The organism is Achromobacter sp. SX5 (assembly GCF_056711425.1).
Genome location: NZ_CM160041.1, coordinates 1141717 through 1154623 on the forward strand (window position 1 = coordinate 1141717; position 12907 = coordinate 1154623).

Genomic DNA, 12907 nt, shown 5'->3' on the forward strand with positions numbered 1-12907 from the left:
GCCGGGTGCTGCAGGGATTGCTGGCCTCGGCGCCGGCGGCCGCGGCCTGGGCGCAGCCGGCCGCGCCCGGCCCCGGCTCCGCCGAACTCCCGGCCGTCGTGGTCACCGGCACCCGTCTGGGCAGTCCGGTGATGCAGACGCCGGCCTCGGTGGACGTGGTCGAGGGCGCGCAGATGCGCCGCGGCCAGCCCGGGATCAACCTGTCCGAAGGGCTGGCCGGCGTGCCCGGGCTGCAGATCCAGAACCGCCAGAACTACGCCCAGGATCTGCAGATTTCCAGCCGCGGCTTCGGCGCGCGCGCCAGCTTCGGCGTGCGCGGCGTGCGCCTGTACGTGGACGGCATACCGGCCACCATGCCGGACGGGCAGGGCCAGACCTCGAACGTCGACATCGGCTCGATCGGCCAGGTCGAGGTGCTGCGCGGCCCGTTCTCCGCGCTGTACGGAAATTCATCCGGCGGCGTGATCCTGGTGAACACCGAAGACGGGGTCGAGCCGCCCTCGCTGTCCGCCAGCGGCTGGGGCGGCAGCTACGCCACCTGGCGCTACGGCCTGCGCGCCAACGGGGCCTCCGGCGGGCTGGACTACGTGCTGGACCTGACCCGGTTCACCACCGACGGCTACCGCGACCACAGCGCCGCGCGCAAGAACCTGGGCAACGCCAAGCTGGGCCTGCAGCTGGACGACGCCAGCCGGCTGACGCTGGTGGCCAACAGCGTGGACCTGAAGGCGCAGGACCCATTGGGCCTGACATATCGCCAGTTCCAGGACGATCCCAGGGCCGCGCCGCTGGCCGAGCTGTACGACACGCGCAAAAGCGTCAGGCAGACCCAGGGCGGCGCGGTCTACGAGCGCGCCATCGACGGGCGCAACAGCCTGCGCCTGATGGTCTATTACGGCCAGCGCGACACCACGCAGTACCAGTCCATCCCGCCGGCCGCGCAGATGGCGCCGTCGCAGGCCGGCGGCGTCATCGAGCTGAAGCGCCGCTACGGCGGGGCCGACCTGCGCTGGACCTCGGATGTCTCGCTGGCGGGCCGGCCGTTGACGCTGATCGGCGGCTTTTCCTACGACACGCTGAGCGAGGACCGCAAGGGTTACCAGAACTACACCGGCGACGGGGCGAATCGCCAGCTGGGCGTGCGCGGCGCGCTGCGGCGCGACGAAACCAATACCGTCTACAACGCCGATCCCTACGTGCAGGCGTCCTGGCAGTTCGCCGAACGCTGGACGCTGGACGCGGGCCTGCGCTACAGCACGGTCAAGTTCGATTCCGACGACCGCTACGTCGCGCCCGGCAACGCCGACGACAGCGGCGCGGCGCGCTACCGCAAGGCGCTGCCGGTGGCGGCGCTGCGCTATGCGCCCGATCCGGCGCTCAGCCTCTACGCCTCGTACGGGCGCGGCTTCGAGACGCCGACGCTGAACGAGCTTTCGTACCGGCCCGGCGGCGCGCCCGGCCTGAATTTCGGGCTGGCGCCGGCCGTCAGCGACAATCTGGAAGCAGGGGTGAAGGCGCAGCTCGCCGGCGGCCTGCTGACCGTGGCGGTGTTCCATACCGGCACCGACGACGAGATCGTCGCGGCCGGCAGCGCGGGCGGTCGCACCAGTTACCAGAACGCCGGGCGCACGCGGCGCGACGGCGTGGAGCTGGGCTGGTCCGGCGAGTTCGCGCGCCACGGCCGCACCCGGTTTGCCTATACCTGGCTGGACGCGCGCTACGTCGACGACGGGCCCGGCGCGATCCGCGCCGGCAACCGCATACCGGGCATTGCGCGCCAGGCGGCCTATGCGTCGCTGGCCTGGGCGCCGCCCGAGGGATGGCAGGCCTCGGTGGAGGCGCGCCTGTTGAGCCAGGTCTACGTCGACGACGCCAACGACGGCGACGCGCCCGGCTATTTCGTGGCGGCGCTGAGCCTGGGCTACGTGAAGCAACTGGGGCCGTGGGAGCTGAACGCCTATGCCCGCGTGGACAATCTGTTCGACCGCCGCTACGCCGGCTCGGTGATCGTCAACGAGGTCAACGGCCGCTATTACGAACCGGCCGCGGCCCGCAGCCTGGGCGCCGGCGTCGGCGCCACCTACCGCTACTGAAGCGGCTGCGGATAACAGACGCCGTAGTCCTCGCAGGCCGGGCAGCCCGGCGCCTGCGCCGGCGCGAGGCCCGCCCGTTCGTAGGCCGCATAGGCCAGGAACTGCTTCCAGCGCAGGTTGCCCACGTTGCGCGCCACCAGGCCGGGATAGTGGCGCGCCAGCAGCGCGGTCACGTCTTCGCGGCCGGACAGGCCCAGGTCGCGCCACAGGTGGTCGGGGCGCAGGCAGGCATGGGCCAGCGCGCCGGTGACCCAGGCCGTGATGTCGGCCGCCGGCACGCTCCAGGCCTGCAGCAACCCGCGCAGCATCCGCTTGAACGCCGCCTGCTCCGCGTCCAGGACCGGCGCGGCGAGGGTGGCGCGCTGTGCGCGCAGTTCGGCCGGCGCGGCGCCCGGGAACAGCCGCGCCAGCAGGCCATCCAGTTCCTGCGGCGTCAGGCCGCAGCCGCCCAGGTCGCCGAGCGCCAGGCGCTTGCCCAGTACCGCCGCGAAGAAGCCGGCGTCGGGATGGCACGGCGGCGCGTGGCGCAGCAGCGTCTGGGCGAGCCGTTCGGCCCGATCGGTGTCGGCAAGTGCGGGAGTTTGCATGGCGGATGCGCGGTTTCGTTATGTATGTGAATATATAACGAAACCGCGCAGGCGAAAAAAAACAGGCGCCGGAGCGCCTGTTTTTCTGCTTCAACGGCTGGCCGCCATTACATGGGGTGGCCCATGTTGACGTTCATGTTGTACAGCACCCATGCCGAACCGCCGACGATGATGGCGATGATCAGCACGGTGAAGACGAACGTGGCCAGGTTGTCGCGGGCCGACTTCGATGCGCCCATGTGCAGGAAGTACACCAGCTGCACCAGCAGCTGGAGCACGCACAGCGCCACCACGCCGATGATCGTGGCGGTATGGGACAGCGCGCCGTTCATCACCAGGCCGAAGGAGCCGAAGGTGAGAAGCAGCGAAAGCACGAAACCGATGATGTAGGACTTCACGGTGCCGTGGTCGGCGGCGTGATCGTCGTGGCCGTGTGCGGCCGCAGCGGAGTGCGACATCAGATGGCTCCCATGAGATAGACGAAGGTGAAGACGCAGATCCAGACGATGTCCAGGAAGTGCCAGAACAGGCTCAGGCACGCCAGACGACGCTTGTTGATCGAGTCCAGGCCGTGGCGGCGGATCATGTCGAGCATGACGATGATCCAGATCAGGCCGAACGTGACGTGCAGGCCGTGCGTGCCGATCAGCGTGAAGAACGCCGACAGGTACGCGCTGCGGCCCGGGCCGGCGCCGATCGAGATCAGGTGATGGAATTCATAGACTTCCATCGCGATGAAGCCCGCGCCGAACAGGAACGTCACCATGAGCCAGCCCATGGCTCGGCTCTTGTTGCCGGCGTGCACGTTCAGGTTGGCCATGCCGAAGGTGAAGCTGGAGAACAGCAGCAACAGCGTTTCGACCAGCACGAACTTCAGGTCGAACAGTTCCTTGCCCGTGGGGCCGCCCGCGGTGGCGTTGAACAGCACCGCGAACGTGGCGAACAGGACCGAGAAGATCAGCAGGTCGCTCATCAGATAGACCCAGAAACCGAATACGGTCTTGGATCCATCGTCATGATGCGCGTGATCGTCGTGACCCGCGTGGGGGAGAGTGGCTACGGCTTGAATCATGGCTCAGGCGGCCTTCTGCATTTTGTCAAAGTGAGCGTTTTCGATGCGTTCGACTTCCTTGGCCGGGACCCAGTAGTCGACGTCGCGGTCATAGGCGCGGACGATGAACGAACCGATCATGCCGACGAAACCGACGATGGACAGCCACCAGATGTGCCAGATCAGGGCGAAGCACATGACCAGGCCGAACGCGCCGATGAAGACGCCGGCGGCGGTGTTCTTCGGCATGTGGATGTCCTCGTACTTGGCGGGACGCTTGTACGCCTTGCCGTTCTGCTTGTCTTCCCAGAACTGGTCCAGTTCATCGACGTGAGGAACGTGGGCGAAGTTGTAGAAAGGAGCCGGCGAGGCGATCGACCATTCCAGCGTGCGGCCATCCCAGGGATCGCCGGTGAGGTCCTGGTTCTGCTTGCGCTGGTAGATCGAGACGAACACTTGCTGCAGCAGGAACCAGATGCCCAGCATGATCAGCGCGGCGCCGACCAGGGCGACCAGCAGGTACGGTTGCCATTCGGGGTTGTCGTAGTGGTTCAGGCGGCGCGTCATGCCCTTGAAGCCCAGGATGTACAGGGGCATGAAGGCCAGGAAGAAGCCGACGAACCAGCAGTAGAACGAATAGCGGCCCAGGCGCTCGTTCAGCTTGAAGCCGAACGCCTTGGGGAACCAGTAGGTCATGCCCGCGATGCAGCCGAAGACCACGCCGCCGATGATGGTGTTGTGGAAGTGCGCGATCAGGAACAGGCTGTTGTGCAGCACGAACGACACGCCCGGGATGGCCAGCATCACGCCGGTCATGCCGCCGATGACGAACACGATCATGAAGCCCAGCGTCCACAGCACCGGCGTGGTGATGCGCAGGCGGCCGCGGTAGATGGTGAACAGCCAGTTGAAGATCTTCGCGCCCGTCGGGATCGAGATGATCATTGTCGCTATGCCGAAGAAGGCATTGACGTTGGCTCCCGCGCCCATGGTGAAGAAGTGGTGCAGCCAGACCAGGAACGACAGCACGCCGATGGCGGCCGTGGCGTAGACCATGGACTTGTAGCCGAACAGGGTCTTGCGGGCGAAGGTGGCGACGATCTCCGAGTACACGCCGAAAGCGGGCAGCACCAGGATGTAGACCTCGGGGTGGCCCCAGATCCAGATCAGGTTCACGTACATCATGACGTTGCCGCCCATGTCGTTCGTGAAGAAGTGCGTGCCCAGGTAGCGGTCCATGGTCAGCAGCGCGAGCGTGGCGGCCAGCACGGGGAAGGCGGCGACGATCAGGACGTTGGTGACCAGCGAGGTCCACGTGAAGATCGGCATCTTCATCAGGCTCATGCCCGGCGCGCGCATGCGCAGGATGGTCACGATGAAGTTGATGCCGGAAAGCGTGGTCCCGAGCCCGGATATCTGCAGCGCCCAGATGTAGTAGTCCACCCCGACGCTCGGGCTGTAGTCGAGCCCCGAGAGCGGCGGATAGGCCAGCCAGCCGGTCGCGGCGAATTCACCGACGAACAGCGAGATCATCATGAGCGCGACGCCGGCGCCGAACAGCCAGAAGCTCAGCGAGTTCAGGAACGGGTAGGCCACGTCGCGGGCGCCGATCTGCAGCGGCACCACCAGGTTCATCAGCCCGGTGATGAAGGGCATCGCCATGAAGAAAATCATGATGACGCCGTGGGCGGTGAAGATCTGGTCGTAGTGGTGCGGCGGCAGGAAGCCGGCCGAGTCGGCGGAGGCGACCGCCAGCTGGGTGCGCATCATGATGGCGTCGGCGAAGCCGCGCAGCAGCATGATCAGCGCGACGATGATGTACATCACGCCGATGCGCTTGTGGTCGACGGAGGTCAGCCATTCCGTCCAGAGGTACTTCCACTTGCGGAAGTAGGTGATGGCGCCCAGGAGCGCTACGCCTCCCAGGCACACGGCGGCCAGCGTAACCATGACGATGGGTTCATGGAACGGAATGGCCTCGAGGGTAAGTTTCCCGAGCATTGTTAGTTGATTCCTGCGATCAGATTATTCGACGTGGGAGTGCACGTGGCGGAGTCCACGCCGGCCATCTTGGTCATCGTGCTGCCCAGGATGTACTCGAACATGGAGGGCGGCACCGACGAATACTTGACTACCGGATTGTGTTCGCTGCGCTTGGTCAGCTCGGCGTAGACCTCGGGGGTCAGCGCGCCGGGAGCGGCCTTGGCTTCCTTGATCCAGTTGTCGAACCCTTCTTGCGACATGGCGTGCGCCTTGAAGCGCATGCCCGAGAAACCGCCGCCGCTGTAGTTGGCCGAAATGCCGGCGTAGGTGCCGATTTCGCGCGCGTTCAGGTGCAGCTTGGTCTCCATGCCGGCCATCGAGTAGATCTGGCTGCCCAGCTGCGGGATGAAGAACGAGTTCATGACCGTGGCCGAGGTGATCCGGAAATTGACCGGAACGTCCACCGGGAAGGCGATCTCGTTGACCGTGGCGATGTCGTACTCGGGGTAGATGAACAGCCACTTCCAATCCAGCGAAACCACCTCGATGGTCACCGGCTTGTGCTCGGAGACGAGCGGCTTGTAGGGGTCCAGCGCATGCGTGGAGCGCCAGGTGATCACGGCGAGGATCGCCACGATGATGCAGGGCACGCTCCAGACCACGACTTCGATCGCGGTGGAGTGGGCCCACTTGGGCTGGTAATCGGCTTTGGTATTGGATGCGCGGTATTTCCAGGCGAATGCCAGGATCATGACGATGACCGGAATCACGACGATGAGCATGAGCCCGGTCGTCGTGAACAGCAGCGTCCTTTCCTGCATGCCGATGTCTCCCTTGGGGGAGAGGATTTCCATGTTGCAGCCGCCAAGCAGCATGACCGCGCCGACGCCAATGATGCGCGTAAGGGTCGCAAGGAGGGGGTGTTTCACGTACAGCCTTGGATGGATGATGGGAAATGCTGCGTAGCAGCAGACTGGAATGCTGCTAGGCAGCAACGTCCATCCTATCGGTTTGATCTGGGTCAAGCCTGCGACGAATGGTCGCATTGCCTGGCGCGGCGCCGGCCCCATTGTCCGGGCTTAGGGGTTTTCCCTGGCGGGAGAAGGGTTTAGCGCCGGGGGCGGGGTGCGACGATATGTCGCACCTGCACAAAGCCGGGGTGCGACTTTATGTCGCACCTGCACAAATCAGTCCACCAGCACTTCGCGTTCCGGCCCCGGTTTTTTCGCCAGCTTGCGCTGCAGGGAGCGGCGGTGCATGCCGAGCAGGCGGGCGGCGGCCGAGACGTTGCCGCCGGTTTCGTGCAGGGCCTGGTGGATGTGCTCCCATTCCAGGCGGTGCAGCGGGGTCATGGTGGTTTCGATGGCCACGGACTCGGGCTTCACCAGCCCCAGCGTGCGCAGGATCATGGGCGCGGTGGCCGGCTTGGGCAGGTAATCGTCGGCGCCGCGCTTGATGGCCTCCACGGCGGTGGCCACGCTGGCGTAGCCGGTGACCAGCAGGATGCGCATGTCCGCGCGCAGCGCGCGCAGCGGGCGGATCAGGGTCAGGCCGGAGTCCTCGCCCAGGCGCAGGTCCACCAGGGCGAAGGCGGGGCGGATCTCTTCGGCCACGCGCAGCGCTTCCGCGATGCCGGTGGCGGTGCGGGTTTCCAGGCCGCGCCGCGACAGGCTGCGCTGCAGCGTCCGGACGTAAAGCTCGTCGTCGTCGATCAACAGGCCAAGATCGGTTGGATTCATCACATTCAAGTCCCTGGACTGCCCTGGGTCTGGCCCAGCGGCAGGTAAAAGCGGATGCGCGTGCCTCCCCCTTCGGCGGCGGTCATGGTCATTTCTCCTCCGAGCTGCTCGACCGTGGCGTGCGACAGCGCCAGGCCCACGCCCAACCCTCCCGGCTTGCCGCTGTTGAACAGGCTGGTGGCCGGCAGCACGGTGTGGTCGGGGTCGAAACCCTGGCCGTAGTCCCGCACTTCGCCGCGCAAGGCGCCATAGCCGTACTCCAGATGCAGGTCCACGCGCGGCACGTTGACGGCTTCGCCGGCGTCGGCCGCGTTGTTCAGGAGCGCCTGCAGCAGATGGGCGATGGCCGGATCGACCCGCAGGCTGCCGGGCAGGGCACCCGAGCGCTGCAGATCGATGGTCGGCCGGATCAGGCGCCATTGTCCCACCACGCGCACCAGGTCCACGGCGGTTGGGACCGCCAGATTGCGGATACGTTCCCGGCACAGGGCCAGAAGCTGGCTGAGCGTGGACACGTCGGCGCGCAGATCTTCGTCCTTGACCTCGGCGGCGATCTCGTCGGCCAGCAGCGTCATGGTCGCCAGCGGCGTGTTCAGCTCGTGCGCCATGGCCGCGGCGTGGGTGGCCAGCGCCACGATGCCCTCGTTGCGGGTGAAGCGCTCGCGCAGCCGGGCCAGTTCGCGCTCGCGGGCGCGCAGGTCCGAGGCCAGGCGGGTGGAGAACACCAGCACCACCACCACCGAGATCAGGAAGTTGGCGCCGATGCCCCACAGCAGCAGGTTGTGCGAATCCACCTCGCCGCGCAGCGGCTGGCCGAAGATGGCGGCCGCCGCGTAGCCGGAGATCCCCGCCACCGCCGCGGCCAGCGCCCAGTTGCGCGGCAGCGCCAGGGCCGCCAGCGCGGTCAGGATCAGGAACATCATGCCGAACGGATTGTTGATGCCGCCGCTCCAGCCCACCATCCAGGCCAGCACGGCCATGTCCACCAGCAGATGGCCGAACGCGGTCGCGTGCGACAGGTCGCGGCGCTGGCGCAGCCGCAGGCTGGCGTAGACGTTGAACCCGATCAGCGCGCCCACGCCCAGCCATAGCGGCTCCAGCGGCAGGGCCAGGCCCAGCACGCCGCTGGCCAGCAGGATGGTCGCGGCCTGGCCCGCGATGGCGAGCCAGCGCAGACTGCAGAGGGTACGCAGGAAGGAAAAGGCGGAACTACCGGGCATATCCAGACACAGAGGGCCGGCCAGCGGGCCGGCGGGGCCAGCGTCCGGCTGTGCGCGACGCTGGCATCCGGGGCGCGGCGGGGGCGCCGGCGCGGATGTGCAGGCATTGTATGGCGAATCGGCGGCGGACTCCGGCGCCAGGGGGATTTATTATGTCCCCAATTATTCGGACGCCGGCGTCCCGCTTCAATGCGCGTGGCCGGCCGCGGGCTTGGCCGCCGCGCCCAGCGGCCGCGCCTCGGCGTCCACCGTGATGCGGCGCTGCTGGCGCTGGGCGTCCTCGATCACCAGCGTCAGCGGCACGTGCTGGCCCGCGTTGATCTGGCTGACCAGGTCGATCAGCATGACGTGGTAGCCGCCGGGCTTGAGCTCGACCGCCTGTCCGGCGGGCAGGTCGATGCCGGCCACCTGCCGCATTTTCATGACGTTGTCCTGCATCGCCATTTCGTGGATCTCCACGTTCCGGGCGGCCGGCGACTCCACCGCGACCAGGCGCGCCGGCGCGGTGGAGGTCAGGCGCATGAAGGCGCCGGTGGCGTGCTGGTTGGGCACGCTGGCGCGGACCCAGGGTTCCTGCACCGAGAGCGAGGCGTCCTGGGCGTAGGCGGTCGGGGCGGCGGCCAGGGCGCACAGGGCGAAGGCGGCGGCCAGGGATTTGAATGCGGTTGCTTGCATGGCTTGTTCCTATCTCTATTAGTAGCGGGCGGGTCAGAGCACGGTGCGCAGGTCTTCGACGCATTCCTGCGCGCTTTGCTGGTGGCGCAGGGCCAGGCGCAGCTTGCCCTGGGCGTCGATGACGTAGGTCAGGGCGGTGTGGTCCATGGTGTAGGACGAGCCCGTGGCGACCTTCTGGTAATAGACCTTGAACGACTGGGCGGCGGCGCGGGTCTGCTCGGCGTCGCCGCGCAGGCCGATGAAGCCCGGATCGAAGGCCTGGGTATAGGCGCGCAGGATCTCGGGCGTGTCGCGCTCGGGGTCCACGCTGATGAAGAGCACGCGCAGCCGTTCTGCGTCCGCGCCCAGCAAGTTCTTGATTTCCACGGCGCGCGTGAGCGCGGTGGGGCAGATGTCCGGGCATTGGGTGAAGCCGAAGAACAGCATGACCGGATGGCCGCGGTAGTCGGCCAGCGTGCGGGGCTTGCCGTCGGTGTCCTGCAGCTGGAAATCGCCGGCCGGCATTTCGGAGAGATCCATGCCGTGCAGTTTCGGGGCATCGGGGCCGCAGCCGCTCAGGGCCAGCAGCGCGAGCGAGGACAGCAGCACGCGGCGCCGCGGATCGGGCGCGTGCGAGGGCGCGCCGGCGGGGGCGCGCAGGAAGCGGGAAAACATGTTTACCTCGTCGGTTGACGTTCGGGCAGGGCGCGCGGCGCGGCCGCGCGGTTATGCGGCGTCAGGCGAGGAAAGGCGGAGCGCGCGAGCCCAGCGGCGGGCCCTGGGCGCCTTGCGTGGGCAGGGCGCGGGCGGCGGGCCGCGGCGGCGCATGCCGCGCGGCGGGGGGAACGAGGACGGCGGGCGCGGCGGCTGGCGCGGGCGTGAGATGCGCAAGCAGGCCGAAGGGGCACTGCGCGCCGGAGCCGGCGTTATCGTGGCCGGCGTTCTTGCCCGACCGGGACTTGGCGGCCAGCTGCAGGGCCAGCGCCGGCGGGGCGCCGGCGGCCGAGCAGAAGGTGACTTCGAGCCGGCCGTCGTGCAGCGCGCCCACGTCGGGCATATAGCCGGCCGGCACCAGCGCGCGCAGCGCCAGCGCCATCAGCGCCAGCCACAGCAGGGCCGTGGCGCGCGCGGCGCGTGCGGCGGGCTGGCGACGGAGCTGGCGGGACGTGGCTGGCATGACGGCCATTCTACCCGCGCCGCCGCGCGAAAATCTTGGTACCCTTGAACGCACTTCGTCCCGACCACCGATTTTCAGTGCCCCAGGTTTCAGCGCTTTCCTCGTCCCCTGTCCCACTCATAGGCGCGCCGCATGCCGGCGCCAGCCGGCCCCGGCCGTCGCGGCACCGGTCCATCCTGCGCCGCTGGCTGGGGCTGGCCGGCATCGCGCTGCTGGTGCTGCTGTCGGCCTGCGGTTCCACCAAGGTCCAGCCCGGCTATTACCGCGTGCAGTCGGGCGACACGCTCTACCAGATCGCGCGCAAGCAGGGCGCCAGCGTCAGCGACCTGGTGCGCTGGAACCGCCTGTCCAACGCCAACGCCATCGAGGTCGGCCAGGTGCTGCGCGTCGAACCGCCCGCCGGCCAGGCGCGCACGTCCACGCCCACCAAGGCCAAGACGCGCGCGCAGACCACGCGCAAGCCGGCGGCCACCTCGTCGGCGCGGCGGCGCACGGCGCCGCCGGGCGCGATCTCGCTGATCTGGCCGGCGCAGGGCAAGGTCACGCGCGGCTACGACGGCTCGGGGTCCAACGGCATCGTCATCAGCAATTCCGCCGGCACGCCGGTGGTGGCGGCGGCGCCGGGCACGGTGGCTTATTCGGGCAGCGGGCTGCGCGGCTACGGCCATCTGGTCATCGTCAAGCACAACGCCAGCTTCCTGAGCATCTACGCCCATAACCGCAAGCTGCTGGTCACTGAAGGCCAGCGCGTCAGCCAGGGGCAGAAGATCGCGGAAATGGGCAATAGCGACAGCAAGCAGGTGGGCCTGTATTTCGAGCTGCGCTACGACGGCCAGGCCGTCGATCCGGCCGGCTCGCTGCCGCCGAAGTAAGCCGCGCCGCCCTCAGACGCCCGGGGCGGCGTGCGCCGCCTCCTGCGTCAGGGTGGAGATGAACGCCGCGGTGCGCGGGTCCGCGGGCCGGCTGAACAGCTGGCCCGAATCGCCGGATTCGACCACGGCGCCGTCCAGCAGGAACACCACCTCGCGCGATACGCTGGCCGCCAGCCGCAGGTCGTGCGTGGCCATCAGCATGGTCATGCCCTCGGCCGCCAGCTGGCGCAGCACGTCCACCACCTCGGCCGCCAGGCCGGGATCGAGCGCCGAGGTCGGCTCGTCGCACAGCAGCACGCGCGGGGCCGGCGCCAGCGCGCGGGCGATGGCCACACGCTGCTGCTGGCCGCCCGACAGGTTGGCGGGCCAGGCGTCGGCCTTCGGCAGCATGCCGACCTTTTGCAGCAGTTCCTCGGCGCGGGCGCGGGCCCGGTCGGCCGGCCACTTCTGCACCGTCACCAGGCCTTCCATGACATTGCCGATCACGGTCTGGTGCGGAAACAGCTGGAAGTTCTGGAACACCATGCCGGTCTGCATGCGCACGCGCTGCACCTGCTCGCGCGGCAGCTTGCGGCCGGGTTCGAAATCCACGCTTTCCGGGCCGATCACGAGCCGGCCGCGGTCGGGCACTTCGAGCAGGTTCACGCAGCGCAGCAGCGTGCTCTTGCCGCTGCCGGACGGGCCGATCAGGGCGGTGACGCTGCCTTCGGCGATGCTCACGTCGACCTGCTTGAGCACCGGGTTGCCGCCGAACGCTTTCTCTATCTTTTCCAGGCGGATCATCGGTTCTTCTCCGCAAACACCGCGTGCTGGCCGAAGCGCCTTTCCAGCCGGACCTGGGCGGCCGACAGGACGGAACTGAACGCCAGGTAGATCAGCGCGGTCTCGGTGTAGAGGATCAGCGGTTCATAGGTGACCGCGGCGATGCGCTGCGCGGCCTGGAAAATCTCGGGCACGGTGATCGCCGCGGCCAGCGAGGTGTCCTTGACCAGCGCGATGAAGGAATTCGACAGCGGCGGCACGGCCACGCGGGCCGCCTGCGGCAGCACGGTGCGGCGCAGCGCCTGCGCGCGCGTCATGCTCAGCGAATAGGCGGCCTCCCATTGGCCCTTGCCGATGGATTCGATGGCGCCGCGGATGACTTCCGAGTTGTAGGCGCCCACGTTGAGCGTGAAGCCGATCAGCGCGGCCGGCAGCGGGTCCAGCACCAGGCCCGCCTTGGGCAGCCCGTAGAAGATCACGAAGAGCTGCACCAGCAGCGGCGTGCCGCGGATCAGCCACACGTAGAAACGCGCCACCGCCACCAGCGGCGCCGGGCCGAACAGCCGGATCAGCGCGACCACGAAGGCCAGCGCCAGGCCCAGCACGAAAGACAGCAGCGTCAGCGGCACCGTGAACGTCAGCCCGGCCATGAGCAGCGGCCAGAACGAATCGGCCATGAGCTGGATCCAGGCCGGCATCGTCCACGCCGCGACCTGGGCCAGCAGCCAGTCGGGCATCACCGCTTGCAGCCAGGCAGGTGGCGTCATGT

The 12907-nt window shown here is 68.1% G+C and carries 14 protein-coding genes; 2 read left to right on the plus strand and 12 right to left on the minus strand.

Features of this window, described 5'->3' with window-relative positions; all coding sequences use genetic code 11:
* Positions 1–17 precede the first annotated feature (17 nt).
* Positions 18–2093: a TonB-dependent receptor family protein gene (locus AC1M14_RS05265; RefSeq protein ID WP_479731785.1), complete on the plus strand. Its 2076-nt coding sequence runs from the start codon at positions 18–20 to the stop codon at positions 2091–2093.
* Here the strand turns inward: AC1M14_RS05265 and AC1M14_RS05270 are convergent.
* From AC1M14_RS05270 to AC1M14_RS05315, 10 genes are all read right to left on the minus strand, one after another.
* Positions 2087–2680: a nitrogen fixation protein NifQ gene (locus AC1M14_RS05270; protein ID WP_209165712.1), complete on the minus strand. Its 594-nt coding sequence runs from the start codon at positions 2678–2680 to the stop codon at positions 2087–2089. The genes AC1M14_RS05265 and AC1M14_RS05270 overlap by 7 nt on opposite strands.
* 107 nt (positions 2681–2787) lie before the next feature.
* A complete protein-coding gene (cyoD, locus tag AC1M14_RS05275; RefSeq protein WP_102773801.1) occupies positions 2788–3138 on the minus strand; it encodes a cytochrome o ubiquinol oxidase subunit IV in 351 nt (116 codons plus the stop codon).
* A complete protein-coding gene (gene cyoC / locus AC1M14_RS05280) occupies positions 3138–3752 on the minus strand; it encodes a cytochrome o ubiquinol oxidase subunit III (RefSeq protein ID WP_102773800.1) in 615 nt (204 codons plus the stop codon). The genes cyoD and cyoC overlap by 1 nt, the downstream gene beginning before the upstream one ends.
* Positions 3753–3755: 3 nt before the next feature.
* Positions 3756–5732, minus strand: a complete 1977-nt coding sequence (gene cyoB / locus AC1M14_RS05285; RefSeq protein ID WP_102773799.1) for a cytochrome o ubiquinol oxidase subunit I — start codon at positions 5730–5732, stop codon at positions 3756–3758.
* Positions 5733–5734: 2 nt separating this feature from the next.
* Positions 5735–6643 carry a ubiquinol oxidase subunit II gene (gene cyoA / locus AC1M14_RS05290; RefSeq protein WP_102773798.1) on the minus strand — a complete coding sequence of 303 codons (909 nt, stop codon included), beginning with the start codon at positions 6641–6643 and terminating at the stop codon, positions 5735–5737.
* A gap of 258 nt (positions 6644–6901) precedes the next feature.
* Positions 6902–7453 carry a response regulator transcription factor gene (locus tag AC1M14_RS05295; RefSeq protein WP_102773797.1) on the minus strand — a complete coding sequence of 184 codons (552 nt, stop codon included), beginning with the start codon at positions 7451–7453 and terminating at the stop codon, positions 6902–6904.
* 5 nt (positions 7454–7458) lie between these two features.
* Entirely contained in the window at positions 7459–8673 is a 1215-nt protein-coding gene (locus AC1M14_RS05300; RefSeq protein ID WP_479731156.1) for an ATP-binding protein, read from the minus strand.
* Positions 8674–8859: 186 nt separating this feature from the next.
* Entirely contained in the window at positions 8860–9348 is a 489-nt protein-coding gene (locus AC1M14_RS05305; protein ID WP_102773795.1) for a copper chaperone PCu(A)C, read from the minus strand.
* A gap of 33 nt (positions 9349–9381) precedes the next feature.
* Positions 9382–10002 (minus strand): SCO family protein, encoded by a 621-nt coding sequence (locus tag AC1M14_RS05310; RefSeq protein ID WP_479731157.1) that lies wholly within the window; start codon positions 10000–10002, stop codon positions 9382–9384.
* 61 nt (positions 10003–10063) lie between these two features.
* Positions 10064–10504, minus strand: coding sequence for a DUF2946 family protein (locus AC1M14_RS05315; RefSeq protein WP_479731158.1), 441 nt, complete (start codon positions 10502–10504; stop codon positions 10064–10066).
* A 188-nt stretch (positions 10505–10692) separates the two neighbouring features.
* Here AC1M14_RS05315 and AC1M14_RS05320 point away from each other — a divergent pair, with 188 nt between their 5' ends.
* Positions 10693–11376, plus strand: a complete 684-nt coding sequence (locus AC1M14_RS05320) for a peptidoglycan DD-metalloendopeptidase family protein (protein ID WP_246842483.1) — start codon at positions 10693–10695, stop codon at positions 11374–11376.
* A 12-nt stretch (positions 11377–11388) separates the two neighbouring features.
* Here the strand turns inward: AC1M14_RS05320 and AC1M14_RS05325 are convergent, their stop codons facing one another.
* Together AC1M14_RS05325 and AC1M14_RS05330 are read right to left on the minus strand one after the other, a co-directional pair.
* Entirely contained in the window at positions 11389–12159 is a 771-nt protein-coding gene (locus AC1M14_RS05325) for an amino acid ABC transporter ATP-binding protein (RefSeq protein WP_111825720.1), read from the minus strand.
* Complete coding sequence (locus AC1M14_RS05330; protein ID WP_102774152.1) at positions 12156–12836, minus strand: amino acid ABC transporter permease; 681 nt, start codon at positions 12834–12836, stop codon at positions 12156–12158. Before AC1M14_RS05330 ends, AC1M14_RS05325 begins: the two co-directional genes overlap by 4 nt.
* Positions 12837–12907 lie beyond the last annotated feature (71 nt).